Here is a 25,850-nt window from a genome sequence, read left to right as displayed (position 1 = left end):
ATGCGCAAGCTCACCCATCTTCAGCGTCTGGAGGCCGAGAGCATCCACATCTTCCGCGAGGTGGTCGCGGAATGCGAAAACCCGGTGATGCTCTACTCCATCGGCAAGGACAGCGCGGTGCTGCTGCATCTGGCGCTCAAGGCCTTCTGGCCTGGGCCGCCGCCCTTTCCGCTGCTGCATGTGGACACGGGCTGGAAGTTCAGGGAGATGATCGCCTTCCGCGACCGCATGGCGCGCGAGCTGAATCTGAATCTCCTCGTGCACATGAATCCCGAGGGGCTGGCTCAGGGCGTAGGCCCCTTCACCCATGGCTCGGCGGTCCACACCGACGTGATGAAGACCCAGGCCCTCAAGCAGGCGCTCGACGCCGGGGGCTTCGACGCGGCCTTCGGCGGCGCCCGTCGCGACGAGGAGAAGTCCCGCGCCAAGGAGCGCGTCTTCTCCTTCCGCAGCGCCCGCCATCAATGGGATCCCAAGAACCAGCGCCCCGAGCTCTGGAGCCTCTACAACGCGCGAAAGGCCAGGGGCGAGTCGATCCGGGTCTTCCCGCTCTCCAACTGGACCGAGCTGGACATCTGGCAATACATCCATCTCGAGGAGATCCCCATCGTGCCGCTCTATTTCGCGGCGAAGCGCCCCGTGGTGGAGCGCGACGGCGCGCTGATCATGGTCGACGACGAGCGCATGCCGCTGCGGCCCGGCGAAGAGCCGGAATTGCGGTCGGTGCGCTTCCGGACCCTCGGCTGCTATCCGCTGACGGGCGCCGTCGAGTCCACGGCGACCACGCTGCCCGAAATTCTTCAGGAGATGCTGCTCTCGACCTCCTCCGAGCGTCAGGGCCGCGTGATCGACCGCGACTCCATCGGCTCCATGGAGCGCAAGAAGCAGGAGGGATATTTCTGATGGCCCCCAATGCGGATCTCATCTCGGCCGATCTCGGCGCCTATCTGAAGCTCCACGAGGAGAAGGATCTCCTGCGCTTCATCGCCTGCGGCTCGGTGGACGACGGCAAGTCGACCCTGATCGGGCGGCTGCTCTACGAGAGCAAGGCGCTCTTCGAGGACCAGCTCAGCGCCCTGGAGACGGAATCGAAGAAGTTCGGCACCCAGGGCGAGAACCTCGACTTCGCCCTGCTGGTGGACGGCCTCTCCGCCGAGCGCGAGCAGGGCATCACCATCGACGTGGCCTATCGCTTCTTCTCGACCGACCGGCGCAAGTTCATCGTCGCCGACACCCCCGGCCACGAGCAATACACCCGCAACATGGCCACCGGCGCCTCGACGGCGGATCTGGCGATCCTGCTGATCGACGCCCGGCGCGGCGTGCTGCCCCAGACGCGCCGCCACAGCCTCATCGTCTCGATGCTCGGCGTGAAGCGGGTGGCTCTGGCGGTGAACAAGATGGACCTCGTGGACTGGTCCCAGGCCCGCTTCGAGGAGATCCGCAGGGAATACGAGGCCTTCGCCGCCGATCTGGGCTTCACCGAGATCCAGGCCATTCCGGTTTCGGCGCTGCGCGGCGACAACATCATGATCCCGAGCCTCGCGACCCCCTGGCACGACGGCCCCACGCTGCTGGGCTATCTCGAATCGGTTCCGGTGGATTCCGGCCTTCAGGCCCTGCCCTTCCGCATGGCGGTGCAGCGCGTGGCGCGGCCCAATCTGGACTTCCGCGGCTTCTGCGGCCGCATCGCTTCGGGCGTGGTGCGTCCGGGCGACCGGGTGCGGGCCATGCCTTCGGGCGTGGAGAGCCGCGTCAGGGAGATCGTGGTCTATCGCGACTCGCGCCCCGACGCGGTGGCGGGCGAATCCGTCACGCTGACCCTAGAGGACGAGATCGACGTCTCGCGCGGGGACGTGCTCTGCGCCGTCGAGCGGCCCGCCGAGGCCGCCGACCGTTTCCTGACGCGTCTGCTCTGGATGGCGCCCGAGCCGCTCCAGCCGGGGCGCGACTATCTGCTGAAGATCGGGACGCGCACCGTCACGGCGACCATCGGCGCGCCGCGCTACAAGATCGACGTGAACACCCAGGCCCGTCTCGCGGCGGAGAAGCTGGAGCTCAACGAGATCGGCGTCTGCGAGGCGCTGCTGGACCGCGCCATCGCCTTCGAGCGCTATGACGGCAGCCGCGAGATGGGCGGCTTCATCCTCATCGACCGGCTCACCAACGCCACCATCGCCATGGGGCTGATCGACGAGCCGCTGAACCGTCCCGGCGTCCAGCCCGGACAGCGCGTGGACCGCGCGGCGCGGGCCGGGCTGAAGGGGCAGCGTCCGGCGGCGCTCTGGATCACCGGGCCCTCGGCGGAGCGCGGCTCGGAGCTGGCGCAGGCTCTGGAGCGCGGCCTTCTCGCGCGCGGACGCCACAGCATGTCTCTGGCCGAGGAGGATCTGCGCGGATCGGGCGAAGAGGGCTTCCGCGCCGCCGTGGAGGCTCTGAAGCTGATGGCCGACGCGGGGTTGATCGTGGTGGCGGCTCTGCCTTCTCCGCGCAAGGCGGAAAGGCTGCTGGCCCGCGACCGCATGGCGGAAGGCGAATTCGTCGAGATCTTCCTCGAAGGCCTGGAGACGGGCGCGGGATACGAGGCGCCCGAAGCGCCGGAGATCCGGCTGGAGGCCGCCGAGACCTCTCCGGATCAGGCCGCCGCGCGGGTGCTCGCCTTCCTGGAGGCCCGGCGCATCATTCCCTGAACTGGCCCCTGAACTGGCCCCGACGCCGGAAAAGGCGCCGGGCGCCGCGTTCCCGAAATGCCGAAGGATGACGAAAGACGGGGGCTTCGAGGCCTATTCGAAGCCCCCTCCCCCATCCGGGGTCACGCCCACGGCGCGCGCCCGGCCTATGACCTTCGCCTCTCCCGGCAGGCAATCGCTCATGCAGGGTTCGAGGCCCGGCGCGTAATGGGGTTCGGACCAGCGGTCGTCCTCGATGAAGCCGCCCGCGTTGGGCAAGGCGAAATCCATGAAGTTCGCGCGGCTGAGTTCGAAGCCTTCGTCCTCCACGAGATCGTTCAGGTAGAGGACATAGGCGGTGATCGCATAGGCCTCGTCGTCGGTCAGGCTGCGCGGCGCGTGGAAGGGCATGGCCCGGCGCGTATAGTCGAAGACCGTCGAGAGATGCGGCCAGTAGGAGCCGATGGTCTTCAGCGGATCGCGATGGGTCAGCGTGCCGCGTCCGCCCGCCAGAGCCGCCCAGCGGCCCGCGCCCTCGCCGAAATCGCCGTGGCAGGCCGCGCAGAGGTCGTCATAGAGCAGACCGCCTTCCTCGACCGTTCCGCGGCCCTCGGGGAGGCCTTGTCCGTCGGGGCGCACGTCGATGTCCCAGGCGGCGACCTCGGCCTCTGTGGCCTCGCGCCCGAGGCCGAGAGGCGATTCCTCCGCCCGGGCCCCGCCCGCCGTCAGCAGCAGCGCGAGAAGGACGCCCCTACTCCACATCGACGTTCTCCAGAGATCCGTCGGGCGCGAGCCGCCAGGTCTGGATCGCGTTGTTGTGGTAGATGGAGTTCACGCCGCGCGCCGCCTGAAGCTGTCTGCGGGTCGGCTGGATGCGGCCCGCCTCGTCCATGGCCCGCGACTGGATGAGCCATTCGGAGCCGTCCCATTCCGCGTCGAGATAGAAGCGCCGCAGGGCGAAGCGCAGATCCGGGCCCGAAAACCGCGCCGGACGCCAGTCGCGCCCCCCGTCCAGCGAGACGTCGACGCGCGTCGCGCGCCCCGCTCCCGACCAGGCGAGGCCGGAGATCACGAGCGGGCCCTTCCCGTGACGCACAGGCGCCTGAGGGCTCGGGCTGGTGACGACCGACTTCACCTCCATCTCGAAGCTGTGGCGGCGGGCGCGGCCGTCGGGCAGAAGCTCGGTGTAGCGGGAGGTCTCCTCGCGCTGGCCCCAGGGGGCGTCGCCGACCTCGATCCGCCGCAGCCACTTGATCCAGAGATTGCCCTCCCAGCCCGGAACCACCAGACGCAGGGGATAGCCCTGTTCGGGGCGCAGGGCCTCGCCGTTCATCCTGAAGGCGATCAGGCAATCCTCCAGCGCCTTGGCCAGAGGCAGCGACCGCGACATCCCCGCTCCATCCGCGCCCTCGACGAGCAGCCAGGAGGCGCCTGCGCGCAAGCCCGCCTCGGCCAGAACATGCCGCAGCGGGACGCCCACATATTCCACGCAATGGAGCATCCCGTGGGTGAACTGCACGCCGTCGAGCTGGGCGCCGCGCCACTCCATGCCGGTGTTGGCGGCGCATTCGAGAAAGCAGACATGGCTTTCCCGCGGAAAGCGCAGGAGGTCGCGCATCGTGAAGATCAGGGGCCGCCCGACCAGGCCATGGATCATCAGGCGATGGCCGTCGGGCTCCACCTCGGCGATTCCGGAGTGATGGCGCTCGAAACAGAGGCCGTTGGGCGTGATGATCCCGTCCAGCTCATGCAGCGGCGTGAAGCTCACGGAGGCGGCGGGGTCGGCGGTGAGCCAGGGCACCGTGCGCCGGACCACATGGGCCTCCTGCGGCGCCGGGACGCCGTAGGATCCGTCCTCGACGCCCGGCCCGAGGCTGGTCGACCAGGGGCGAGGCTCCAGGATGGCGGGATCGCCCGCCGGAGCCTCTGCCGGAGCCTCTGCGGCCCGCGCGGAGGAGGCCCCCAGAACGCCGCCCGCCGCAAGGCCCTTCAGGAGCCTGCGGCGGGAGAGACGAAAGGATTTTCGCGGAAGGATCATCGACGCTGCGGTCCGGAGCTGGCGGCCCTGAACGCCTCAGCGCCGCCGGGTCAGGATGTAGCCCGCCAGAGCGGCGAGGCCAAGTCCCCTGACGCTCGCGGCGTTCCGCCCGAGGTCCGCGCCGAGAAGGCTGACCTGGGTGAGGGCGTCGCGTTCGGCCTCGCGCATGAGGATCCGGTGCTCTCTGCGGGCCCGCGCCTTCGCCGAGGAGGCCAGCAGCATCAGCGCGCCGCCCAGAACGGCCGAGAACCCCGCCACGGCCAGAGCCGCGAGCCAGGGCTCCCAGATCGTGAGCAGCGCGAAGAACAGCGACAACAGGAGAAAGATCCCCGCGATGGCGAAGAACACCCCCGCGAAGACCTTCAGTCCGATGTCCTGCGCGCGCCCCTTGAGCGAGGCGCCCGCCGCCGCGCCCAGAGAGCCGGCGGCGGAACGCATCAGGCCCAGCATCAGCGGCGCGAGACCAGGCCGATGAGCAGCCCGACGCCCAGGGCGACGGCCACCGCCTGAAGCGGACGCTCCTCGACGCGGCGCTCCAGCTCGCTGCTGGCGTCGTCGAAGGCGTGGGCGCCGCGCTCGCGGATGTCATGAGCGCCGGCGCGGGCCCGGCGATAGAGCTGACGAGCCCGGGCGGAGCCTTCCTCCAGATAGTCCTCGGCCTGCTCCTTGAGCTTGGCCCTGGCGTCCTTGAGCTCCGCCTTCAGATCGGCGAGCTGCTTCTCGAGGTCTTCCTGAACGGCTTTCGGATCCGTCGCCATGATGAATCTTCTCCATGTTTTCTGCGAAGGAGGGCCGCCGCGAAAGGGGGCCCGTGAACCTCAGGGCCTTCGCGTCTCCGGAACGGGAGGGGCGGAAGGCCGCCCTACAGAGATAAGCCTTTCGCGCGCGGCGCCAAGGCCGGGAGGGCGAAAAAAACCTGACGCGCAGGCTCCGTTCAGGGCGGGGCGCTCCGTTCAGGGCGGGGGGCCCGGGCCGGATCTCCGCCCTCTCCCTCCTCTTCATGGGGATGGGCCGCATGCGCGAGCAGCTCGCCGAGCATCCGCCGCACATGGGCGTCGGCGGCTTCGTAGAGCACCTGCCGCGCGCGTCGGCGCCCCCGCGCCAGACCCGCCGCCCGCAGGAGCCTCAGGTGATGGCTCGTCAGCGAGGGCGAGGCGCCCGCCGCCTCCGCGATGGCCCCGACCGGCGCGGGCCCTTCGAGACAGGCGAGCATCACCCTCAGCCGCGTCGGATCGCCGAGCAGGCGGAACATCTCCGCCGCCCGCGCGAGGGCCTCCTCCTGATGCGGGCCGCTCATGGCTTCGCCGCGAGGGCTTCGGTCTCCGCGACCTCGGCCTCCAGGGCGCAGGCCTCCCCCTCCGCGCTCCAGAGGATCTCGACCGTGGCGTGGCCGATGGCGAAGCGCTCCGCGAGCTCGCGCTTGATCGCGCGCACGAGCTCCTGAGGATCGGTCCCGGCGGCGGGCAGGGCCTCCAGGGTGGCGGCCGTCTTGCCCGAGCTCAGCGACCAGACGTGCAGATGCTCCGCCGCGGCCAGGCCCTCGACGTGGCTGAGCAGCCAGGCGCGCACCGCGACGGGCTGGGCTTCTCTGGGCGCGGCTTCGAGCAGGATCTCCAGAGTGTCGCGCAGCAGCCGCCAGGCCGCCACGAGGATCAGCGCCGACAGCAGGGCGGAGAGGATCGGATCGATGGGCGTCCAGCCCGTGGCCCAGACGACGACCGCCGCCACGATGGCCGCCACCGAGCCGAGCAGATCGCCCATCACATGCAGCGTCGCGCCGCGGATGTTGACGTGGCTCCGGTCGGCGCCCCGCAGGATGCGCAGCACCACCAGATTCACCGCCAGCCCGATCAGCGCCACGACCAGCATCGGCCCTGCGAGGATCTCGGCCGGCTGACGCAGCCGCTGGACCGCCTCCCAGAGGATCCAGCCCGTCAGACCGAAGAGCGCCAGGGCGTTGACGAAGCCGGTCAGCACCTCGAAGCGGGCGAAGCCGTAGGTGCGCAGGGCGTCGGGCGGACGGCGCGCCAGGCGGAAGGCGCCCCAGGCCAGAGCCAGGGCGCTGGCGTCGGTCAGCATGTGCCCGGCGTCGGCGATGAGCGCCAGAGAGCCCGAAAGCCAGCCGCCGACCGCCTCCACCAGCATGTAGCCGAAGGTCAGGCCGAAGGCGATCAGCACGCGGCTTTCGTTGCGGCTGGAGACGGCGGGCGCATGGCCATGGCCGCCATGGTCGTGGCCCTCCGCATGGGTATGGGGCGCATGGGGAGGATGGGCGTGAGGCGGCATGAGGGGGCTCCCGAATCCATGAATATATGCACATCTGTTCATATGTTTTCAGGATCGTCAATCCGGATTCCCGTAGGCGCCCGGAACAAGGCTTGAACGGAGCCCGGTTTTCGCGTCATCTGGGAGGATCCAAGCCGGAGTCGTCTCATGTCCCCGCCCCTCGTGGTCTTTCCGACGCTGATCCTCTCGCGCCTGTCCGCCCCTGCGCCGCTCGATTCCTTCGAGATCGCGACCGTGGAGGGCCGTCTCGTGCGGCTGGATTTCGGCGGGCCGAACGCCTCGGCCCTCGCGGCGCGCTTCGGCTCCAGGCCGGACGTCCGGGAGGAGCCGCCGCCTGCGCCGGTGGCCGAGGCCCTGGCGGCCTGGCTGGAAGGGGATTTCGCTCCGGCTCAGGCTCTGGAGGTCGATCTCGGCGGCACGCCCTTCCAGAAGCGCGTCTGGGCGGCCCTGCGCGAGATCCCGCCCGGCGAAACCCGCAGCTATCTCCAGATCGCCGAGCGGATCGGTTCGCCCAGGGCGGTGCGGGCCGTCGGCGCGGCCAACGGGCGCAATCCGGTCAGCCTCGTGGTGCCCTGCCATCGGGTGATCGGGGCGGACGGCTCCATGACGGGCTATGGCGGCGGGCTGCCGCGCAAGATCTGGATGCTGGAGCATGAAGGCGCGCTGAAGCCCGCGCCGCAGAGGCCGGAGCCTCAGGGCGCGCTCTTCGGCTGAGCGCGGATCAGGCCTCGGGGCGGGGGCGGATTCCGTCGAGGATCAGCCGTTTCGCCGCTTCGAGATGCGGTTGGGGCTCCGCCTCGCGGCGTCCGCCGAAGGCCCGCCGCCAGACCAGCAGCAGCAGGGCCGGCGCGCAGAGCAGCTCCGGAAAGGCGCGCAGAGGCGCGGCGGATCCGCTCGCGTCGGAGGCCTCCTGCAGCCGCGTCAGCAGGGGCCCGAGGCAGCGCTGGAAATTGGCGTCGGCGGCTTCGGGGAAGCGCCCGCCCTCGGCGATCAGCAGCAGCAGCATCCGCCCGACGCGCGGATCGGCGGTCAGGCCGTAGAAGTAATCCAGAGCCGCCTCCGCGAGCGCCGCCTCCTCCCTGGGCGCCTCCGCCAGAAAGACGGCGAGCCGCGCCCCCATCTCCTGGGAGAAGGCTTCGCTCATGGCGAGGAAGACCGCCTCCTTGGTGGGGAAATAGACGTAGATCGTGCCCTTGGTCACGCCTGCGCGGCGCGCCACGTCTTCAAGACGCGCGGCGACGAAGCCTTTCTCGGCGAATTCCTCGAAGGCCGCCTCCAGAATCTCGCTGGGGCGTTCGGCCTTGCGGCGGGCGCGCGGACGGGCCGTCATGCAGTCTCCATGGGAGGTCGGGCTCCATCGAAGGTCGGGGGCTCCCGCCAGAATTATTATTGACTGACTGGAAAGTCAATAATAGGCTGCGCGCCTCTTCCGAAGAGTCCCGCCGAAAGGTCCCGTCGTGACGCAGCGTCCGTCTTCGCTCTCGCGCCTCGCGTTCCTCGTGATTCCCGCGACGCTTCTGACCGGCTGCTTCGAGCAGCCCCCTCCTCCGCCCAGGGTCAGCACCGCCGTGACGGTCCAGACCACCCGCTCCGACGACGTGGCCCAGACCGTGCGCATCGCCGGGGCCATGGAGGCGCGCAGCTCGACGTCGCTCGGCTTCCGGGTGGGCGGCCGGGTGGTCGCGCGGGCCGTGGACGTCGGCGATCGGGTGCGCGCCGGTCAGGAGCTGGCGCGGCTCGATCCGCAGATCCTCGACGCGGACGCGGCTTCGGCTCAGGCGGGGCTCGCCGCCGCCGAGGCGCAGATCCGCCAGGCCTCCGCCGATTTCGAACGTCAGGAGACCCTGCTCGCGCGGGGCTTCACCACCCGCCGCGACCACGAAGCCGCCCTGGAGGCCCTGCGCCGCGCCCAGGCCTCGCGCGAGGCGCTGCGGGCGCAGCTCTCCATGGCGCGCGACCAGGCGGCCCAGACGATCCTCGTCGCGCCCGCCGACGGCGTGATCTCGGATCGCCAGATCGAGGTCGGCCAGGTCCTCGCGGCGGCCCAGACCGCCTTCACCCTCGTCTCGGAGGGGCCGATGGACGCCGTCTTCGACGCGCCCGAAGAGGCCCTGCGCATGGCGCTCATGGGGGCTTCGGTGAAGATCTCGCTTCTGGACGATCCCTCCGCGACGGCGGACGGGCGCATCCGTCAGGTCGCCCCCGGCGTGGACGCCAAAGGCGCCGTCCAGGTCAAGGTCGGGGTGGAGAAGCCCCTCCCCGCCATGAAGCCCGGCGCGCCGGTGGTGGGCGAAATGAAGCTGGAGCCGCATCCCTTCATCATCCTGCCCTCCACGGCGCTCTATTCGGACGGCGGATCTCCGGCGGTCTGGATCGCGGCGGGCGATTCCACGGTGAGTCTGCGGCGCGTGGAGGTCGAGCGCTACGAGACCGGCCGCTTCGCCATCCGGGGCGGGATCGCGCCCGGAGAAAGGGTCGTGACGGCGGGAGGGCAGTTCCTGCGGTCGGGGCAGAAGGTCGAGATCATGTCTGGGGGCGGATCATGAAGCGAATTCTTGCGGCGCTCTGCGCGCTGGTCCTGCTGGCGGCCTGCGGGGAGGGCGAGGGCAAGGCGCCTCCGCCCGAGCCGCCGCCGCGTCCGGCGCTGACGCTGGTGGTCCGGCCCGGAGAGGCCGCCCAGGAGAAGTTTCCCGGCTCGATCCAGGCGCGTTCGCAAGCGGACCTCGCCTTTCCGCTCATCGGGCGGATGATCGAGCGTCGCGTGGAGGTGGGCGATTCCGTGCGGCGCGGCCAGAGGCTCGCGGCGCTGGACCCCCTGCCCTACCGGCTGGCGGTCGAGGGCGCGCGCTCCTCTCTGGAGGGCGCCCGGGCGCATCTCGATCAGGCGCGGGGCGTGGAATCCCGCGCCGCGGCTCTGGTGCGGGGACAGGTGGCGGCCCAGGCCTCCCTCGACGCCGCGCGGCTCGGGCGCGAGGCCGCCGAATCCTCGGTCTCCCAGGCCGAGGCGACCCTCGCCAAGGCTCAGGAGCAGCTCGATCAGAGCGTGCTCTTCGCGCAGTTCGACGGCGTCGTGACCGCCGTTCAGGCCGATCCCGGCCAGACGGTCCAGGCCGGACAGCCCGTCGTGACCCTCTCGGACCTCAGCCGCCTGGAGGCGGTGGTGGATCTGCCCGAGGAGGCCGCGCGGCGTCTGGCGGTGGGGGCGGCCTTCGAGATCCGGTTGCGCGCCGATCCCTCGGCGACGGCGCAGGCCAGAATCCGCGAGATCGCGCCTCTGGCCGAGGCCGCCAGCCGGACCCGCCGCGCGCGTCTGGCTCTGGAGAACGCGCCCAAGGGGGCCTTCTGGTCGGGGGTCCTGATCGACGCCTTCCCGAAGGAGGCCGCCGGAGCGGGGCCTCAGGGCTTCGTCCTGCCGGTCTCGGCGGTTCAGGGCGAGGGCTCCGGGGCTCGGGTCTGGGTGGTGGATCCGGCGGAGTCCACCGTCTCGCCCCGGACGGTGCGGGTCGCGCCGCTGGACGACAAGCGCCTGCGGGTGCTGGAGGGGTTGACGGCGGGCGAGCGGGTGGTGGTCTCCGGCGTCCATAGTCTGGAGCCGGGCCGCAAGGTCCGCGTCGAAGAGGGAGCGCCGCGATGAGCGCGCAAGGGAAATTCAACCTCTCGGACTGGGCGCTGCATCATCGCGCGCTGGTCTGGTACTTCATGATCGTGGCGAGCCTCGCGGGGGTCCTGTCCTACATGAGCCTCGGGCGCGAAGAGGACCCGAGCTTCACCATCAAGACCATGCTGATCCAGGCCAACTGGCCCGGCGCCACGGTCGAGCAGACCCTCGAACAGGTGACCGAACGCATCGAGCGCCGCCTCGAAGCCCTGCCCGAGCTGGATTTCAGCCGCAGCATGACCACCCCCGGTCAGACGGTGATCTTCGTCAATCTGAACGATTCCGTGAAGGGCCCTCAGGTTCCCCAGGCCTTCGCGAAGATCCGCAACTCCATCGGCGACATCCGCGGGCAATTGCCGGACGGCGTGGTCGGCCCCTTCTTCAACGACGACTTCGGCGACGTCTACGGCAACATCTACGCCTTCACCGCCGACGGGCTCGACTGGCGCCAGCTGCGCGACCATGTGGACGACGTGCGCGTCCATCTGCTCGGGGTGCCCGACGTCGGCAAGATCGAGCTGATCGGCGCCCAGAACGAAGCGGTCTATCTCGAGTTCTCCACCCGGCGCATGGCGGCGCTGGGGCTCGATCAGAACCAGATCATCCAGAGCCTCCAGGCCCAGAACGCCGTGACGCCCTCGGGCGTGGTCGAGGCGGGGCCGCAGCGCGTGAGCATCCGCGTCTCGGGGGGCTTCGCCTCCGAGGACTCCTTGCGCGAGGTGAATCTGCGGGTCGGGGGTCGCTTCCTGCGGCTCGGCGACGTGGCGACCGTCACGCGCGGGCCCGTGGATCCGCCTTCCTCGATCTTCCGCTTCAACGGCGAACCGGCCATCGGGCTGGGCGTGGGCATGAAGGCGGGCGCCAACCTGCTGGAGTTCGGCGACGCCCTCCACGCCGAGATGGCGCGCATCGGCCAGAGCCTGCCCCTCGGGGTGGAGGTCCATCTGGTGGCCGATCAGCCGGTGGTGGTCGAGGAGGCGGTGGGCGGCTTCCTCAAGGCGCTCTTCGAGGCGGTGGCCTTCGTGCTGCTGGTCAGTCTGGTCAGCCTCGGGCTGAGGGCGGGCCTGGTGGTGGCGATCTCGATTCCGCTGGTGCTGGGCGTCACCTTCCTGACGATGCAATATCTCGACATCTCGTTGCAGCGCATTTCCCTGGGCGCGCTGATCATCGCGCTGGGGCTTCTGGTGGACGACGCCATGATCGCCGTCGAGATGATGGTGGCCCGGCTGGAGGCGGGCGATCCCCTGCCCGTCGCGGCGACCCATGTCTACGCCCACACCGCCTTCCCCATGCTGACCGGCACTCTGGCGACGGTGGCGGGCTTCATGCCCATCGGCCTCAACGACAGCATGTCGGGCGAATACACCCATTCGCTCTTCGTGGTGATCGCGGTGGCGCTGGTCGTCTCCTGGGTGGTGGCGGTGCTCTTCGTGCCGCTGCTCGGCGTGACCATCCTGCCGGACAGGATGAAGAAGCACGCCGAACGCAAGGGCCTCGTCGCGCGCGTTTTCGGCGGCCTGCTGCGTCTGGCGATGCGCTTCCGCTGGCTGACCATCCTGGCGACGATCCTGGCCTTCTGCGGCGCGATCTTCCTGATGCGCTTCGTGGAGCAGGCCTTCTTCCCGGCCTCCGACCGGCCGGAGCTGATCGTGGACATGGCCTTGCCGCACGGCTCCTCCTTCGCGGCGACCCGGGCGCGGATGGACCAGCTGGAGGCCCATCTGAAGGAGGATCCGGACGTGGCCTCCTGGAGCAGCTACGTCGGCCAGACGGCCATGCGCTTCGTGCTCTCCTTCGACGTCCTGCCCGCCACGCCCGCCTTCGGGCAATCGGTGATCATCGCGAAGGACATGGAGTCGCGCGACCGCCTGCGGGCGCGGCTGCAGGCTCTGGCGCGCAAGGAGTTCGTCGGGGTGGACATGCAGGTCAAGCTGCTGCCCCTCGGCCCGCCCGCCGGACGCCCGGTGCAATATCGCCTGAGCGGCCCCGACATCCAGACCCTGCGCGGTCTGGCGCGGGATCTGGCCAACGTCGTCGAGAGCCATCCGCGCGTCTACGACGTCGGCTTCGACTGGATGGAGGCGGCCCTCCGCCTGACCGTCCAGGTGGATCAGGAGAGGGCCCGTCAGCTGGGGATCTCCTCCCAGACGGTGGCGGGGATCCTGCAGGGCGTGGTCGGGGGCGTCCCCGTGACGCAATTGCGCGACGACGTCTATCTGATCGACGTGATCTCCCGGGCCGAGGCCGAGGAGCGCGGGTCTCTGGAGACGCTCCGGAACCTCCAGATCGCCACGGGCGACGGCGGCTCGATTCCGCTCTCGGCGGTGGCGAGCTTCTCCTACGGCCTGGAGCAGCCCGTGGTCTGGCGGCGGGCCCGCGTCCCGACGATCACGGTTCAGGGCGGGGTGCTCGATTCGACCCAGCCGACCACCATCGTCCAGGATCTCGCGCCGCAGATCGAGGCCTTCGCCGCCACGCTGCCGACCGGCTACCGGCTTTCGGTGGCGGGCCCCGTCGAGGAGAGCGCCAAGGCGCAAGGCCCCATCGCGGCGGTGGTGCCGCTGATGCTGCTGACCATGGCCACGGTGCTGATGATCCAGCTCCAGAGCTTCAGCCGTCTGTTCCTGGTGTTTTCGGTGGCGCCTCTGGCGGTGATCGGGGTGGCGCCTGCGCTGCTGATCACCAATTCGCCGATGGGCTTCGTGGCGATTCTGGGCATTCTGGCGCTGGCGGGCATCCTCATCCGCAATTCGGTGATCCTGATCATGCAGATCGAGGAGCTGCGTTCTCATGGCGACGATCCATGGACGGCGGTGATCGAGGCCACCGAGCACCGCATGCGCCCGATCATGCTGACCGCCGTGGCGGCGACTCTGGCGCTCTACCCGATCGCGCATCAGGGCTTCTGGGGTCCCATGGCCTATTCGATGATGGGGGGCATCATGGCGGGCACCATCCTGACGCTGCTGTTCCTGCCCGCGCTCTACGTGACCTGGTTCCGGATCAGGCCGGCTGCGCCCGCGCCTGCGGAGCCGCCCTCCGAAGAGCCTCCTCCTCCGCCTCCTGCTGCGCCGCCGCCTTCGGGAGAGCAGCCCCTCTTCGCCCTCTCCTGAGGCGACGGCGGATCGGAGAAGGCTCCGGAGCGAAGATGCGGCCAGACCCCCGACCTTCCACAGGTCGGGGGTTTTTCGTCGTCTCCGGGAGGCGGTCCCTGCGGGGAATCCGGCGTTGAATCCGGCCTGAATTCAGCATGAATTTTCAGGAATGTTTTATTTTGGAACAAAAACAGGCGCGTGATAGACAGAATCCGCAGGATTTTTCTTCGAACGGTATGAAATGCCTCGGCGCAAGCCTGGAGCCTTCTCCGGCGCAGCCGCTTCGGCTGCGCGTCGCGAGAAGGCGGCCACACGAGAAGCGGGAGCCTCCGACGCCCCGACCCGACTCGCCGGAGCGCTGAAGCTTCCGGCGTTGCGGGGCCTTGCGCCGGACCGGCCTCCCGGCGGCCCGGATCCTCCGCCGTCGCTGCGGGCCTGCGGCGACGCCCGCGAAGGCGCGCCCGTCACGCCGGAGACCTGAAGCGGCGCAGGCCCCCTCCTTCCCGGAGGCGGCCTTCCGCAGGCGGCCGGATCCTTCTCCGGACCCGCATCGGCAGGCGCCTGCGTGCCTCCATCTTCTTGCTTCGGGAGCCGTCGTCATGTTCCGTCCCTCCTCCTTCCTGCGCGCGGCGCTGGCCTTTCTTCTGTTGAGCCTGGCCCTGGTCCTGGCCTCGCAGGAGGCGCGCGCCCATGCGGCCTTCCTCTCCTCCTTCCCCGAGCCCGACGCGGTTCTGGATCAGGCGCCCGAGGCCGCGATCCTGCGGTTCGCCGCCGCCTCTCGGACCGGCCCGGACGGCGTCGCCCTCGACCTGACGGCCGCGACGACCGGCGGACGGGAGATCCGCGCGCCCCTGCCCGCCGGGGCGGCGGAAGGTCCGCAGGTCTTCGCCTGGCGCGTGGCCTCCGCGGACGGCCATCCCCTCGACGGCTCCGTGGCCTATTCCATCGCCGCCTCCGGAGGCGAGGCCGCGCCGCCTGCGCTCGCGCCGAGCCAGGCCGATTCCCGTCTGAAGCCGCTCGTCTGGCTGACCCGCGCCCTGACCTACGCCGGATTGTTCTTCGGCCTCGGCGGAGCGGTCTTCGGGGCTCTGGTGCCTCCCCTGCCCGCCCGCGCCCGGCAGATCGCGCAGGATCTCGGGGTGGCGGGGCTGATCGCCCTGCCCCTCTCGGTGAGCCTCCAGGGCCTCGACGCCCTCGGCCGCCCGCTGAACGACGCGATCCATCCCGAAGTCTGGCGGGCTGGACTCGCGACCTCCTCCGGCTCCATGGCGCTGATGGCGGCGGCGGCTCTGGCGCTGGGGCTTCTGGCTCTGGCCCTGCCGAAATGGCGTCCGCCTCTGGCTCTGGCGGGACTGGCCGCAGGGGCCTCGGCGCTCGCGCTGGGCGGCCAGGCCGCCGCCGCCGCGCCGCAATGGCTGACGCGTCCGGCGGTCTTCCTGCATGCGGCGGGGCTGGTGGTCTGGATCGGCGCCCTGGCGCCGCTCGGCTTTCTGCTGGCGCGCTCCACGCCGCAGGCCTCCGCCGCGCTGGGGCGCTTCTCCCGATGGCTGCCCTGGGCGCTGGCTCCCGTCGTGGTTTCGGGGATCGCGCTGGCGGCGGTCCGGCTGGGGAGGCCGGGGCCCGGCTGGCTGACGGCTTACGGACTCCTTCTGCTCTGCAAGATTCTCCTGCTGCTCCTGCTTCTGGCTTTGGCGCTCTGGAGCCGTCGGCGCCTGATGGAGCCCGCTCTGGAGGGCTCCGCTCCGGCGCGGCGCCGTCTGCGGGACGCCGTCGGGCTGGCGGCGGCGCTGACCCTCGGGATGCTGGGCCTCACGGCGGGCTTGCGCGCCGCCGCTCCGCCGCGCGTCCTGACGCAGCAGGCCGGGACGCTCCCGGCCCTGAACGCGCCCGCCGCCGCCCCCGCCGCGGAGGGCGTTCTGGGACGGCTCGAAGGCCCCGAGGCCCGGGCCGAGATCCGCGCCGAGCCGGGCCATGCGGGGCCTCTGCGGATCGACCTGCGCCTGGCCTCGCCGGAGTCCGGGCCTCTGGAGGCTCAGGCGCTGCGGATCGGGTTTTCGCGGCCTCAGAGCGGAATCGAACCCTTCTTCTATGTGGCGAAGCGCGAGCCGGACGGGCTCTGGCGCGTCGAGCGGGCCTTGCTGCCGCTTTCGGGCCTCTGGCGCGTCGAGGCGGAGGCGCGGCTCTCGCGCTTCGAGATCGCCCGCCTCGAAGGCGAGATCGAGATCGCCCCCTGAGGCTGCGTCAGCCTGTCCCCGCGGGGACAGGCCGCGCCCCGGAAAAGAGCGTTGCCTTTTTGCTCGAAACGCAAATAATCGCGAATCAGCGATTTGCGTTCCCATAGCCTGAGGCCCTCCCCCGATGTTCACCCATGAAGATCTGAGCCGACTTCAGACTCAATCGCTCAAGCTTCAGGGCTGGATCCGTCAGCAGACCTTCTCTCCGCAGATGGTCAAGACCCTGCGCCGCTTCTCGAGCTGGGAGCTCGGGGAGTTGATCCTCAAGGCGAATCCCTCGACCCTGCGGGGACGCATGATGGCCGATCCGAGCCTGCCCGCCGGGCTGGTCGAGGAGGACGGCCGCCAGCGCTGGTACAGCCTCGAAGAGATCAACGAACTGCGCCGCCGCCTGAAGATCGGCCGCAAAACGCTGATGCCCCCCCGGCCCGCCGGCAAACGCGCCCTGCGGGCGGCGGTGGCGAACTTCAAGGGCGGCGCCGGGAAATCCACGGTGGCGCTGCATTTCGCCCACGCCGCCGCGCTCGACGGCTATCGGGTTCTGGCGGTGGATTTCGATCCTCAGGCGACGCTCTCCCACGCCATGGGCCTCACCGAGGTCTCCGAAGAGCATACGGTCTGGGGCGTCATGGCGCGCGACCTCATCCGCGAGACGGAGCGGCTCAACGCCGTCCCCACGGGCGCCGAGAGCGGCGCCGCCCTGCCCCGCCGCCGTCTGCCCGCCTCCCTGATGGATCTGGGCCTCGGCGAATTGCGGACTCAGGACTTCATCCGCCCGACCTGCTGGCCGACCATCGACATGATCCCTTCCTGCGCCAACTCCGCCTTCGTGGAGTTCGCTTCGGCGCAATACCGGCATCTGAATCCGGAATGGTCCTTCTACGCCGCCGTCTCGCGCTATCTCGACAGCCTCGCGCCGGACGCCTACGACCTCGTGATCTTCGATTGCCCGCCCGCCATCGGCTATCAGTCGATGAACGCGGTCTTCGCCGCCGACATGCTCTACATCCCCTCGGGGCCGGGCTACTGGGAATATGATTCGACCACCTCCTTCATCGGGCAGCTCGCGGAGGCGCTGGGCGATCTGGCCGCCGCGCCCGTCGTCCCCGCGGGGACGCCGCCCGTGAAGGAGTTCCTCGACGTCCGCTTCCTGCTGACCCGCTTCGAGGCGAACAACGACCTGCACCGCGCCATGGACGCCGCCTTCCGCAAGGTCTTCGGCGAGCGCGTGGCCGAGCACCAGATCGAGATGACCCGCGCCGTCGAGCAATCGGGGCGGTTCCTCTCCTCGATCTATGAAATCGACTACCGCAGCATGACGCGCGAGACCTGGCGGCGCGCGCGCGCCTCCTTCGACCGGGCCTACGAGGAGTTCCGCGGCTACGCGCTCGCCGCATGGGAGAAGATGGAGGAAACGCCATGAGCCGCCGCCGCGTCTTCGACATCGATTTCCCCGAGGCGCAGCCGGAAGCCGCGCCGGAGGCGTCCGCTCCTGTCCCCGCGGGGACAAGGCCGCCGAAGGCCTCCGCGAAGGCGCCTGTCCCGCCCGCCGCCAGGCTCGGCGCGGGCGCGCGCGACGGGCGGCGCGGGCCCATGGCCGCCGCCATCCAGGAGAATTCCGAGGCCCTGCGTCAGCGCCAGAGCGCCGAGGCCCAGATCCGCGCCGAAAACGACCGTCTGGCGCATGAATTCGTCGGGCTGCGCCGGCTGGGGCTGGTGATCGAGCTCGTTCCTCTGGACCAGGTGAAGACGGGCAAGCTCACCCGCGACCGCGCCCCGAAGCGGGATCCCGAGATCGACGAGCTCAAGGACAGCATCCGCGCGCTGGGCCTCTCCAACCCCATCCGCGTGGAGGCCTCGGGGGAAGGCCATGAGCTCGTGCAGGGCCTGCGGCGCCTCACCGCCTTCCGCGAGCTGCTGGCGGAGACCGGAGACGTCGAGGCCTATGGCCGCATCCCCGCCGCCCTGACCCCGCAGGGCGAGACCCTGGAGGGGCTCTATCGGCGGATGGTGGACGAGAACCTCGTGCGGCGGGACATCTCCTTCGCCGAGATGGCGGCTCTGGCGCGGGCCTATCATGAGGACCCCCAGACCAACGCCCGCAGCCTCGACGAGGCCATCGCCACGCTCTTCGGCTCGGCGGGGCGTCAGAAGCGGGTCTACATCCGCAATTTCGCGCATCTGCTGGAGAGGGTGGGGGAGGGGCTGCGTCATCCCGAAGCCATGCCGCGCGCGCTCGGGCTCGCCACGCTCAAGCGGCTGGAGGCCGAGGAAGGCGGCGCGAAGGCGCTGCTGAGGACTCTGCGCGCCGCTCCGGCGGATCGCGGCGAAGAGGAGGAGATGGGGCTTCTGCGGCTCTTCGCCGAGGGCGGCGCGGCGGCTCTGGGGCTGGCGGTCGAGGCGGAGGCCGGGCGGACTCCGGCGGCGGCGCTCGACAAGCGCGAGGTGAACTTCCTCTGGAAGGGCAGGGGGGTGCGGTGCGCCGCCGCGCGGGGCAGGCTGGAGCTGCGGACGGATCGCGATTTCACCGCCCTCTCGCCCGAGAAGCTGGAGCGCGCTGCGCGCGCCTTCTTCAAGATCCTCGACGCCGAAGGATGATCCGGCGCTTCCTCAGAGGGTCTCCGGAGCGAAGCCGGATCCGGAAAGCGGAAATCCTCATGTCGAAAAATCCGGGTCCGGACGCCGGTCCGCCGCAAGAAAGCCGTTCCCTCCGCCGGGTCTTTGGCGGATATTCCGCAGGAGCGGGCCCGGCGCCTCGCGGAGACGGACTTCGCCGCGCCAGGGCCGAAGCGCAGATGGAGGCTTTCCCATGTCGTTCCTGATCTCTCGTCGCGGCCTGATCGGCGTCGCGGCGGGGCTGCTCGCCTCGACCGCCCTTCCGCGTCTGGCTCTGGCGGCGGGCGGACGGCTCGTCGTGGCCGCGGACAGCGAGCCGCGTCAGCTGAATCCGGCCATCGTGGCCTCCAACGGCGTCTTCTTCATCGCCTCCAAGATCGTCGAACCTCTGGCGGAGGCCTCCTTCGAGGCGGGCGGGCTCAGGCCGCTGCTCGCGACCTCCTGGGAGGGCTCGGAGGACGGCCTCGCCGTGACCTTCAGGCTCCGCGAGGGCGTGCTCTGGCATGACGGGAAGCCCTTCACCTCGGCGGATGTGGCCTTCTCGGCGCTGGAGGTCTGGAAGCCGCTCCAGAACATCGGACGCAGCCTCTTCGCCAATCTCGAGGACGTCGAGACGCCGGACGACCAGACGGCCGTCTTCCGCTTCTCCAAGCCGACGCCCCTGCAGCTCGTCGCCAACGCCCTGCCGGTGGTCTCGGCGGTGCTGCCCAAGCATGTCTACGAGGGGACGGAGATCGCCGCCAATCCGGCCAACGCCGCCCTGATCGGCACGGGGCCTTTCGTCTGGGGCGAGCACAAGCCGGGCGAATATTACCTCCTCAGGCGCAACGCCGCCTACTGGGCGCCCGATCAGCCGAAGATCGACGAACTGGTCTATCGCGTGCTGCCCGACCGGGCGGCGGCGGCCAATTCCCTTGAAGCCGGAGAGATCCAGCTCGCGGCCTTCTCGGCGGTGCCGCTGACCGATCTGGAGCGCGTTTCGGAGGTTCCGGGGCTGGAGGTCGTGACCAAGGGCTATGAGGCCCTGACCTATCAGCTGACCGTCGAGATCAACCATCGCAACGCGCATCTGAAGCATCTGAAGGTCCGGCAGGCGATCGCCCACGCCATCGACAGGAAGTTCGTCCTCGACGCCATCTTCCTCGGCTACGCCGCCGAGGCCACCGGGCCGGTGCCCGCCAACGACCCGACCTTCTACACGCCGGAGGTCGAGCTCTATCCCCATGACGTCGAGAAGGCCAGGGCCCTGCTCGACGAGGCGGGTTATCCGGCGGGCGCCGACGGGACGCGCTTCAAGCTGCGGCTTCTGCCTGCGCCCTATTTCAACGAGACGCGGCAATTCGGCGATTATCTGCGTCAGGCTCTGGCGGCGGTGGGGATCGACGCGGTCATCGTCGCGAACGACAGCGCGGGGCATCAGAAGGCGGTCTATACGGATCACGAATTCGATCTCGCCGTGGCGCCGACCGTCTTCCGGGCCGATCCGGCGATCTCGACCACCATTCTCGTGCGCTCGGGGGTTCCGGCCGGGACGCCCTTCTCCAATCAGGGCGGCTACGAGAATCCGGAGCTGGACGCCCTGATCGACGAGGCCCTGATCACGCTCGATTCCGGGAAGCGCGTGGATCTTTACAAGCGTTTCCAGAAGCTTGTGACCGAGGATCTGCCGTTGATCAATGTGGCGGACTGGTCCTTCACCTCGGTCGCCTCCGACCGGCTGCGCGGTCTGGCGAGCAATCCGCGCTGGGCGGTCTCCAACTGGGCCGATCTCGAGCAGGAGGCGTGAGGCCTCTGGCGGGCTTCCTGCTGCGGCGGCTGATCGGCGGCGTTCCGGCGCTGCTGATCGTCGCCGTGGGCGTGTTCCTGCTGCTCGACCGCGCGGGCGGCGACGCGGTGGACGCCTGGCTCGTCTCCATCGGCGGCGGAGACGCCCGCATGGCCGCCGCTCTGCGGGCGGAATACGGGCTGGATCAATCCGTCTTCTCGCGGCTGACCTTCATGCTCGGGCGGCTGGTCCAGGGAGATTTCGGCTGGTCCTTCGCGTTGAACCGGCCCATCGGCCCGGCGATCATGGAGCGTCTGCCGAACACGCTCCAGCTCATGGGCGCGGCGACGGGGATCTCCTTCCTGATCGGCTCGGCGCTGGGGCTGATCGCCGGGCGGAGGCCGGGCTCCTGGACGGACCGGCTGCTCTCGGGCGGTTCGCTGCTGCTCTACTCCGTCCCGAGCTTCTGGCTGGGGCTGGCGCTGTCGGTGATCTTCGCGGTGCGGCTGCGCTGGTTCCCGGTTTCGGGAATCGAGACCATCGCCTCGGGCAAGACGGGGCTCGACCGCGCCGCCGACGTCGCCTGGCATCTGGTCCTGCCCGTCGCGGCTCTGGGGATGATCTATCTGGCGCTCTTCCTGCGGGTCATGCGCTCGGGCATGGTCGAGGCCTGGGGACAGGATTACGCGCTCGCCGCCCGCGCCAGAGGCGTGCCGGACAGGCGCGTCGCGCTGAACCACGCCGCCCGCAACGCGCTGGTTCCGCTGGTCACCATGCTCGGACTTCAGGCGGGGGCGATGCTCGGGGGATCGGTGGTGATCGAAAGCGTCTTCGGGATTCCGGGCTTCGGGCGTCTGGCGCAGGAGGCCGTCGCCGGGCGCGACGCCCCCTTGCTGCTGGCGGTGGTGCTGGTTTCGGCGCTCATGGTGACGCTCGCCAACATCCTGACGGATCTCGCCTACGGGGCGCTGGACCCTCGCGTCGGATCGGGGGGGCGCGATGCTGCGTGAGATCCTGCGTCGTCCGGAAGCCTGGATCGGCGGGGGGCTCCTGCTGATCCTGCTCCTCGTGGCGGCCTGCGCGCCGCTGCTCGCGCCGGGCGATCCGCTGGCCATCGTCGGGCGGCCTCTGATCCGGCCCTTCGCGAACGCCGACTTCCCTCTGGGCACCGACCGGCTCGGGCGCGACCTGCTCGCCGGGCTGATCCATGGCGCGCGGGCCTCGGCGGCGGTGGGGCTGGCGGCGGCGGCGGTCGCGATGCTGCTGGGCGCGACGGTCGGCTCGGCGGCGGGATTCGCCGGAGGCTGGATCGACGAGGCCATGATGCGCGTGGTGGAGGCCTTTCAGATCGTGCCGGGATTCCTGCTCGCTCTGGCCTTCGTCTCGGCGCTGGGGCCTTCGCTCTGGACGGTGGTCCTCGCCATCGCGCTCGGGGCCTGGACGGGTCCGGCGCGTCTGGTCCGCTCCCGGGTGCTCAGTCTGCGCGAGGCGGATTTCGTCGCGGCGGCGCGGGTGATGGGCATGCGGTCGGGAGAGATCGCCTTGCGGCTGGTCATGCCTCTGGCCCTGCCGCCGGTGCTGGCCATTTCGGCGACCATCGTCGCGGGGGCGGTGCTGACCGAGGCGGCCCTCTCCTTCCTCGGGCTCGGAGATCCCAACGCCGTCACCTGGGGCCGCATGATCGCCGAAGGCCGCAATCAGCTGCGTTCGGCGGCCTATCTCTCGATGATTCCGGGGGCGGCGCTGGCTCTGACGGTGGTGGCGGTCTATCTGCTCGGCGAGGCCGTGACGGAGGTGCTCGCCAGGAAGAGGCGCGCATGACCGCGCCGCTCTTCCTCTGCCGGGGGCTGACCGCGACCTACCCGAACGCCGCGCGTCCGGCTCTGAAGGGCGTCGCGCTGGAGATGGCGCCGGGCGAGCGTCTGGCGCTGATCGGGGAATCGGGCTCGGGGAAATCCACTCTGGCGCGGATCCTGGCGGGCCTGCCGCCTGAAGGCCTGCGGGTCGAAGGCGAGATCCTGCGGCCGGGCGGGGAGATGCGGCTCGGGCGCGACGTGGGCTATGTCTTTCAGGATCCGGGCGGCAGCCTCGACCCGCTGCTCTCCATCGGCGGGCATTTCATCGAGACCCTGCGCAGCCACCTGCCTCTGAGCAGACGGGAGGCGCTCGCTCGCGCCGCCGGACTTCTGGCGAAGGTCCGGATCCCCGATCCCGAAGCCGCCCTGCGCTCCTGGCCCCATCGCTTTTCGGGCGGACAACGCCAGCGCATCGCCATAGCTCTGGCCATGGCGCCGGGGCCGCGCCTGCTCGTGGCGGATGAGGCGACGTCGGCGCTGGACGCGCTGGTTCAGGCGGAGATCGTCGCCTTGCTGCGGGGGCTCGGCGAAGGGGAGGGGCTCGGGTTGCTCTTCGTGACTCACGACATGGGCCTGGCCGCCGGTCTGGCCGACCGCATCGCGGTGCTGCACGAGGGGCGCCTCGTGGAGATCGGTCCGGCGCGGCGGGTGATCGAGGATCCGCAGGATCCCCATACGCGCCGTCTGCTGGCGGCCCATCTGGATCTCGACAGCCCGCGTCTCGTCGGGGAGGCCCCATGAGCCTGCTGGAGGTCGAGGGGCTGACCAAGCGTTACGCGCATTCTGACGCTCGGGGCGGCGCGAAGGCTCTGGACGGGGTTTCGCTCTCCATCGCGGCGGGGGAGACTCTCGGCTTGGTGGGGCCTTCGGGCTGCGGGAAATCCACTCTGGCGCGGGTTCTGCTGCGGCTGACCGAGCCTGAGGCGGGCGCGATCCGTTTCGAGGGGCGCGACTGGCTGGCGCTGAAGGGCGGCGGACTCCGGCGCGCGCGCGGCGCGATGCAGATGGTGTTTCAAGACCCCTCGACGGCCTTTCATCCGCGCGCGACGGTCTCCGGCGCTCTGGCCGAGGCCCTGCGCCTCCACGAGATCGCCCCGCGCCGCGCCTGGCCCGAACAGATCGCCGTCCGGCTGGCTCAGGTCGGGCTGGATCCGGATCTCGCGGCGCGGCCTCTGGCGGCGCTCTCCGGAGGGCAGCGCCAGCGCGTGGCCATCGCCCGGGCCATCGCGCCGAAGCCCCGGCTGATCGTGCTGGACGAAGCCGTCTCCGCCCTCGACGCTTCGGTGCGGGGGAAGGTGCTGGAGCTTCTGGCGCGTCTTCAACGGGAGATGGGACTGAGTTATCTCTTCATCGGCCATGATCTGGCGGTGGTGCGGGCGATCTCGCACCGGATCGCGGTCATGGAGGCGGGACGGATCGTCGAGACCGGCCCCGCCGAAGACATCGCCAAGGCGCCGAAAGGCGCGCTCCTGCGTCGCCTGATCGCGGCTTCGCCCCGGCTGCGTCCCTGGGAGGATACGCCATGAGACCTGTCGTCTGGTCGACTCCGCCGGATCCGCCGCCTTTCCCGGCCTCGGGATATGCGGATCTGGCGGAATCCTTCGCCCGGATCCTGAACACGACGAACGACCTCCTGCTGATCCAGGGCGAGGCCATGGTGGCGCTGGAGGCCGCCGCAGCCTCGCTGGGAGCGCCGGGGCGGCGGGCGCTGAATCTCGTGACCTCGCTTTACGGGCGCTGGTTCGGCGCCTGGCTGAGGCGCGCGGGCGTCGAGGTGGTCGATCTCCTCGCCGAGCCGGGAAAGCCCCTCGCGGCGGAGCTGGTCGAGGAGGCGCTGAAACGCGGGCGCTTCGACATCCTCGTGGTGGTCCACGCCGAAAGCGCCTCCGGGATCCTGAATCCTCTGGAGGCGGTCGCGGCTCTGGCGAAGGCGCATGGGGCCCTCCTCGTGGTGGACGCCGTGGCCTCGGTCGGCGGGCATGAGCTGGATCTGACCGCGCTCGGCGCGGATCTCGTGGCGGTCGGGCCGCAGAAGGCGCTCGGCGGACAGGCGGGAGTCTCGGCGCTCGCGGTCTCGCCCGCCGCCTGGGCGAAGATCGCCCCTTCCGGAGAGGCGCCGTCGATCCTCTCTCTGGCCGATCAGCGCGCGCTCTGGCTGGAGCAGGGCAGGGGAGCCCTGCCCGGAACGCCCTCGGCGCTGGAGTTCCACGCCCTCGCCGGGAGCCTCGCGCGGGTCGAGGCGGAGGGGCTGGCGGCCCTGCGCGACCGCCATCGCCGCGCGGCCTCCGCCGCCCGCGCCGGAGTCCTCGCGCTGACCGGGCGGGCCTGGGTTCCGCCTGCGCAGGCCTCCAACCTCGTGACGGCGGCGGCGCTTCCGGAGGGGATCTCCGTCGCCGCGCTTCTGGCCGTCGCGCCTCCGGAGCACGCCCTGACGGCGGGAGTCGGGCCCGGCGCCGAGCGTCTGATCCGGCTGAACCACACCGGGCCGCGCGCGCGGCTGGAGACGGTTCTGGAGGATCTCGCGGCCCTGGCCCATGGGTTGCGGGCGCTCGGGCTTCCGGCGGATGCGGGCGCGGCCCTGGCGGCGGCCCGGGAGGCCTCGTCGTGAGCGGGGGCCGTCCGCCGTGTCCCGAGGCCATCCTCTTCGACCTCGACGACACCTTGCTGACCGCCTATCGCCATCCGGAGCGCACCTGGTCGGCGATCATCTCCGAACACGCCGAAGCTCTGGGCGAGCATGACGGCCGATGGGTCACGGCCGAGGTGCTGGCGCGCGTGCTGGATTTCCTCGCCCATGAGGAAGGCCGCAAGCTCTGGCGGCTGGAAGGCGACGTCACGCGGCGCAAGGTGGTGCGTTCGGCCTTCCACCGGCTGAATCTGGCGCGGCCCGGGGGCTCCGAGCCCCTGCATGGCGTGGACGCCGACCGCATCGCCGACCGCTTCGAGACCTATCTTGAGGAGACCATCGCCCTCAAGCCGGGGGCTCTGGCCCTGCTCGACGGACTGGCGGCGCGGGGAATCCGGCTCGGGCTGCTGACCAACGGCTCCGGCGCGCGGCAACGCGGCAAGCTCGCGCGCTTCGATCTGGCGCGCCGCTTCGAGGCGATCCGCATCGAGGAGGAGGCGGGCTTCGGCAAACCCGAGCCCGCCGCCTATCTCTCGCTTCTGGCGCTGCTCGACGCCCCGCCGGAAGCCGCCTGGATGATCGGCGACGATCCGGTCTGGGACGTGGCCGCCCCTGCGCGGCTCGGGCTGACGGCCATCTTCTATTGCGAGGCCCCCGAGGCGCCGACTCCCTCCGGCGCGGCGGCGCGGGTTTCGGCGCTCGGGGAGATTCCGGCGCTGCTTCCGCCGCTCTGAGCGCCGCCCGAAAGCCTGTGGACAGCCGCGCCGGGCCGCCGCAACATGGCGCGCCGACGCGCAGAGGGCGGCGGAGACCGCGACAGGGGAGACGAGACGCATGGCCTATCTGGGGTTGGATCTGGGCACTTCGGGCGTGAAGGCGCTGCAGATCGGAGAAGATCAGAGGATCCTCGGCTCCGCCCATGCGCCGCTGACGGTCTCGCGGCTTCATCCGGGCTGGTCCGAGCAGGATCCCGCCGACTGGATCTCCGCGACGGAGGCCGTCCTCGA

The 25,850-nt window shown here is 70.6% G+C and carries 25 protein-coding genes; 18 read left to right on the top strand and 7 right to left on the bottom strand.

Annotated elements, in window-relative coordinates:
* Together cysD and cysN are read left to right on the top strand one after the other, a co-directional pair.
* The gene (gene cysD / locus PHN62_RS11640) at positions 1–903 is read left to right on the top strand and encodes a sulfate adenylyltransferase subunit CysD (RefSeq protein WP_300150721.1); all 903 of its coding nucleotides are present in this window, start codon (positions 1–3) and stop codon (positions 901–903) included.
* A complete protein-coding gene (gene cysN, locus PHN62_RS11635) occupies positions 903–2,690 on the top strand; it encodes a sulfate adenylyltransferase subunit CysN (RefSeq protein WP_300150718.1) in 1,788 nt (595 codons plus the stop codon). The genes cysD and cysN overlap by 1 nt, the downstream gene beginning before the upstream one ends.
* A 93-nt stretch (positions 2,691–2,783) precedes the next feature.
* Here cysN and PHN62_RS11630 read toward each other — a convergent pair whose 3' ends face one another.
* The 6 genes from PHN62_RS11630 to PHN62_RS11605 form a co-directional block, all read right to left on the bottom strand.
* Positions 2,784–3,431, bottom strand: coding sequence for a cytochrome c (locus tag PHN62_RS11630; protein WP_300150715.1), 648 nt, complete (start codon positions 3,429–3,431; stop codon positions 2,784–2,786).
* A complete protein-coding gene (soxC, locus tag PHN62_RS11625) occupies positions 3,421–4,707 on the bottom strand; it encodes a sulfite dehydrogenase (RefSeq protein ID WP_300150712.1) in 1,287 nt (428 codons plus the stop codon). The genes PHN62_RS11630 and soxC overlap by 11 nt, the downstream gene beginning before the upstream one ends.
* Before the next feature lie 36 nt (positions 4,708–4,743).
* Positions 4,744–5,145 carry a hypothetical protein gene (locus PHN62_RS11620; protein WP_300150710.1) on the bottom strand — a complete coding sequence of 134 codons (402 nt, stop codon included), beginning with the start codon at positions 5,143–5,145 and terminating at the stop codon, positions 4,744–4,746.
* Between the two features lie 11 nt (positions 5,146–5,156).
* A complete protein-coding gene (locus PHN62_RS11615; protein ID WP_300150707.1) occupies positions 5,157–5,465 on the bottom strand; it encodes a hypothetical protein in 309 nt (102 codons plus the stop codon).
* 176 nt (positions 5,466–5,641) lie between these two features.
* A complete protein-coding gene (locus PHN62_RS11610) occupies positions 5,642–6,004 on the bottom strand; it encodes a metalloregulator ArsR/SmtB family transcription factor (RefSeq protein WP_300150704.1) in 363 nt (120 codons plus the stop codon).
* Positions 6,001–6,993 (bottom strand): cation diffusion facilitator family transporter, encoded by a 993-nt coding sequence (locus tag PHN62_RS11605; RefSeq protein ID WP_300150701.1) that lies wholly within the window; start codon positions 6,991–6,993, stop codon positions 6,001–6,003. The genes PHN62_RS11610 and PHN62_RS11605 overlap by 4 nt, the downstream gene beginning before the upstream one ends.
* Before the next feature lie 147 nt (positions 6,994–7,140).
* Between PHN62_RS11605 and PHN62_RS17440 the strand changes: the two genes are divergently transcribed.
* Complete coding sequence (locus tag PHN62_RS17440; protein ID WP_367187029.1) at positions 7,141–7,707, top strand: methylated-DNA--[protein]-cysteine S-methyltransferase; 567 nt, start codon at positions 7,141–7,143, stop codon at positions 7,705–7,707.
* 7 nt (positions 7,708–7,714) lie between these two features.
* Here the strand turns inward: PHN62_RS17440 and PHN62_RS11595 are convergent, their stop codons facing one another.
* Positions 7,715–8,323 (bottom strand): TetR/AcrR family transcriptional regulator, encoded by a 609-nt coding sequence (locus PHN62_RS11595; protein WP_300150698.1) that lies wholly within the window; start codon positions 8,321–8,323, stop codon positions 7,715–7,717.
* 127 nt (positions 8,324–8,450) lie between these two features.
* On the opposite strand from PHN62_RS11595, the gene PHN62_RS11590 reads away from it, so the two are divergent.
* The 15 genes from PHN62_RS11590 to PHN62_RS11520 all read left to right on the top strand — a co-directional run.
* Positions 8,451–9,539, top strand: a complete 1,089-nt coding sequence (locus PHN62_RS11590; RefSeq protein ID WP_300150695.1) for an efflux RND transporter periplasmic adaptor subunit — start codon at positions 8,451–8,453, stop codon at positions 9,537–9,539.
* Positions 9,536–10,627, top strand: coding sequence for an efflux RND transporter periplasmic adaptor subunit (locus tag PHN62_RS11585; protein WP_300150692.1), 1,092 nt, complete (start codon positions 9,536–9,538; stop codon positions 10,625–10,627). The genes PHN62_RS11590 and PHN62_RS11585 overlap by 4 nt, the downstream gene beginning before the upstream one ends.
* Positions 10,624–13,764, top strand: a complete 3,141-nt coding sequence (locus PHN62_RS11580) for an efflux RND transporter permease subunit (protein WP_300150689.1) — start codon at positions 10,624–10,626, stop codon at positions 13,762–13,764. The genes PHN62_RS11585 and PHN62_RS11580 overlap by 4 nt, the downstream gene beginning before the upstream one ends.
* A gap of 223 nt (positions 13,765–13,987) precedes the next feature.
* On the top strand, positions 13,988–14,227 hold the full coding sequence (locus PHN62_RS11575; RefSeq protein WP_300150687.1) for a hypothetical protein: 240 nt from the start codon (positions 13,988–13,990) through the stop codon (positions 14,225–14,227).
* Between the two features lie 118 nt (positions 14,228–14,345).
* Positions 14,346–15,980, top strand: a complete 1,635-nt coding sequence (locus PHN62_RS11570) for a CopD family protein (protein WP_300150684.1) — start codon at positions 14,346–14,348, stop codon at positions 15,978–15,980.
* A 124-nt stretch (positions 15,981–16,104) separates the two neighbouring features.
* Positions 16,105–17,403 carry an AAA family ATPase gene (locus PHN62_RS11565; RefSeq protein WP_300150682.1) on the top strand — a complete coding sequence of 433 codons (1,299 nt, stop codon included), beginning with the start codon at positions 16,105–16,107 and terminating at the stop codon, positions 17,401–17,403.
* Positions 17,400–18,578 carry a ParB/RepB/Spo0J family partition protein gene (locus tag PHN62_RS11560; RefSeq protein ID WP_300150680.1) on the top strand — a complete coding sequence of 393 codons (1,179 nt, stop codon included), beginning with the start codon at positions 17,400–17,402 and terminating at the stop codon, positions 18,576–18,578. Before PHN62_RS11565 ends, PHN62_RS11560 begins: the two co-directional genes overlap by 4 nt.
* A gap of 211 nt (positions 18,579–18,789) precedes the next feature.
* Positions 18,790–20,382 (top strand): ABC transporter substrate-binding protein, encoded by a 1,593-nt coding sequence (locus PHN62_RS11555; RefSeq protein WP_300150677.1) that lies wholly within the window; start codon positions 18,790–18,792, stop codon positions 20,380–20,382.
* Positions 20,379–21,371: an ABC transporter permease gene (locus PHN62_RS11550; protein ID WP_300150675.1), complete on the top strand. Its 993-nt coding sequence runs from the start codon at positions 20,379–20,381 to the stop codon at positions 21,369–21,371. Before PHN62_RS11555 ends, PHN62_RS11550 begins: the two co-directional genes overlap by 4 nt.
* Positions 21,361–22,182, top strand: coding sequence for an ABC transporter permease (locus PHN62_RS11545; protein ID WP_300150673.1), 822 nt, complete (start codon positions 21,361–21,363; stop codon positions 22,180–22,182). Before PHN62_RS11550 ends, PHN62_RS11545 begins: the two co-directional genes overlap by 11 nt.
* On the top strand, positions 22,179–22,958 hold the full coding sequence (locus tag PHN62_RS11540) for an ABC transporter ATP-binding protein (protein WP_300150670.1): 780 nt from the start codon (positions 22,179–22,181) through the stop codon (positions 22,956–22,958). The genes PHN62_RS11545 and PHN62_RS11540 overlap by 4 nt, the downstream gene beginning before the upstream one ends.
* Complete coding sequence (locus PHN62_RS11535) at positions 22,955–23,743, top strand: ABC transporter ATP-binding protein (protein WP_300150667.1); 789 nt, start codon at positions 22,955–22,957, stop codon at positions 23,741–23,743. Before PHN62_RS11540 ends, PHN62_RS11535 begins: the two co-directional genes overlap by 4 nt.
* The gene (locus tag PHN62_RS11530; RefSeq protein ID WP_300150663.1) at positions 23,740–24,825 is read left to right on the top strand and encodes an aminotransferase class V-fold PLP-dependent enzyme; all 1,086 of its coding nucleotides are present in this window, start codon (positions 23,740–23,742) and stop codon (positions 24,823–24,825) included. Before PHN62_RS11535 ends, PHN62_RS11530 begins: the two co-directional genes overlap by 4 nt.
* Positions 24,822–25,577: an HAD family hydrolase gene (locus PHN62_RS11525; RefSeq protein WP_300150660.1), complete on the top strand. Its 756-nt coding sequence runs from the start codon at positions 24,822–24,824 to the stop codon at positions 25,575–25,577. Before PHN62_RS11530 ends, PHN62_RS11525 begins: the two co-directional genes overlap by 4 nt.
* Positions 25,578–25,677: 100 nt before the next feature.
* Positions 25,678–25,850, top strand: a 173-nt coding sequence (locus PHN62_RS11520; protein WP_300150885.1) for an FGGY family carbohydrate kinase, incomplete at its 3' end; no start/stop codon positions are given.

Source organism: Neomegalonema sp., from assembly GCF_028688855.1.
Classification (GTDB): domain Bacteria; phylum Pseudomonadota; class Alphaproteobacteria; order Rhodobacterales; family Rhodobacteraceae; genus Neomegalonema.
This window is presented reverse-complemented; position numbering and strand designations above follow the sequence as displayed.

What these genes read in the sequence shown, in the direction of transcription:
- cysD (WP_300150721.1), top strand. Translation starts at nt 1, where the DNA reads ATGCGCAAGCTCACCCATCTTCAGCGTCTGGAGGCCGAGAGCATCCAC.
- cysN (WP_300150718.1), top strand. Translation starts at nt 903, where the DNA reads ATGGCCCCCAATGCGGATCTCATCTCGGCCGATCTCGGCGCCTATCTG.
- PHN62_RS11630 (WP_300150715.1), bottom strand. Translation starts at nt 3,431, where the DNA reads ATGTGGAGTAGGGGCGTCCTTCTCGCGCTGCTGCTGACGGCGGGCGGG.
- soxC (WP_300150712.1), bottom strand. Translation starts at nt 4,707, where the DNA reads ATGATCCTTCCGCGAAAATCCTTTCGTCTCTCCCGCCGCAGGCTCCTG.
- PHN62_RS11620 (WP_300150710.1), bottom strand. Translation starts at nt 5,145, where the DNA reads ATGCGTTCCGCCGCCGGCTCTCTGGGCGCGGCGGCGGGCGCCTCGCTC.
- PHN62_RS11615 (WP_300150707.1), bottom strand. Translation starts at nt 5,465, where the DNA reads ATGGCGACGGATCCGAAAGCCGTTCAGGAAGACCTCGAGAAGCAGCTC.
- PHN62_RS11610 (WP_300150704.1), bottom strand. Translation starts at nt 6,004, where the DNA reads ATGAGCGGCCCGCATCAGGAGGAGGCCCTCGCGCGGGCGGCGGAGATG.
- PHN62_RS11605 (WP_300150701.1), bottom strand. Translation starts at nt 6,993, where the DNA reads ATGCCGCCTCACGCCCATCCTCCCCATGCGCCCCATACCCATGCGGAG.
- PHN62_RS17440 (WP_367187029.1), top strand. Translation starts at nt 7,141, where the DNA reads ATGTCCCCGCCCCTCGTGGTCTTTCCGACGCTGATCCTCTCGCGCCTG.
- PHN62_RS11595 (WP_300150698.1), bottom strand. Translation starts at nt 8,323, where the DNA reads ATGACGGCCCGTCCGCGCGCCCGCCGCAAGGCCGAACGCCCCAGCGAG.
- PHN62_RS11585 (WP_300150692.1), top strand. Translation starts at nt 9,536, where the DNA reads ATGAAGCGAATTCTTGCGGCGCTCTGCGCGCTGGTCCTGCTGGCGGCC.
- PHN62_RS11580 (WP_300150689.1), top strand. Translation starts at nt 10,624, where the DNA reads ATGAGCGCGCAAGGGAAATTCAACCTCTCGGACTGGGCGCTGCATCAT.
- PHN62_RS11575 (WP_300150687.1), top strand. Translation starts at nt 13,988, where the DNA reads ATGCCTCGGCGCAAGCCTGGAGCCTTCTCCGGCGCAGCCGCTTCGGCT.
- PHN62_RS11570 (WP_300150684.1), top strand. Translation starts at nt 14,346, where the DNA reads ATGTTCCGTCCCTCCTCCTTCCTGCGCGCGGCGCTGGCCTTTCTTCTG.
- PHN62_RS11565 (WP_300150682.1), top strand. Translation starts at nt 16,105, where the DNA reads ATGTTCACCCATGAAGATCTGAGCCGACTTCAGACTCAATCGCTCAAG.
- PHN62_RS11560 (WP_300150680.1), top strand. Translation starts at nt 17,400, where the DNA reads ATGAGCCGCCGCCGCGTCTTCGACATCGATTTCCCCGAGGCGCAGCCG.
- PHN62_RS11555 (WP_300150677.1), top strand. Translation starts at nt 18,790, where the DNA reads ATGTCGTTCCTGATCTCTCGTCGCGGCCTGATCGGCGTCGCGGCGGGG.
- PHN62_RS11545 (WP_300150673.1), top strand. Translation starts at nt 21,361, where the DNA reads ATGCTGCGTGAGATCCTGCGTCGTCCGGAAGCCTGGATCGGCGGGGGG.
- PHN62_RS11540 (WP_300150670.1), top strand. Translation starts at nt 22,179, where the DNA reads ATGACCGCGCCGCTCTTCCTCTGCCGGGGGCTGACCGCGACCTACCCG.
- PHN62_RS11535 (WP_300150667.1), top strand. Translation starts at nt 22,955, where the DNA reads ATGAGCCTGCTGGAGGTCGAGGGGCTGACCAAGCGTTACGCGCATTCT.
- PHN62_RS11530 (WP_300150663.1), top strand. Translation starts at nt 23,740, where the DNA reads ATGAGACCTGTCGTCTGGTCGACTCCGCCGGATCCGCCGCCTTTCCCG.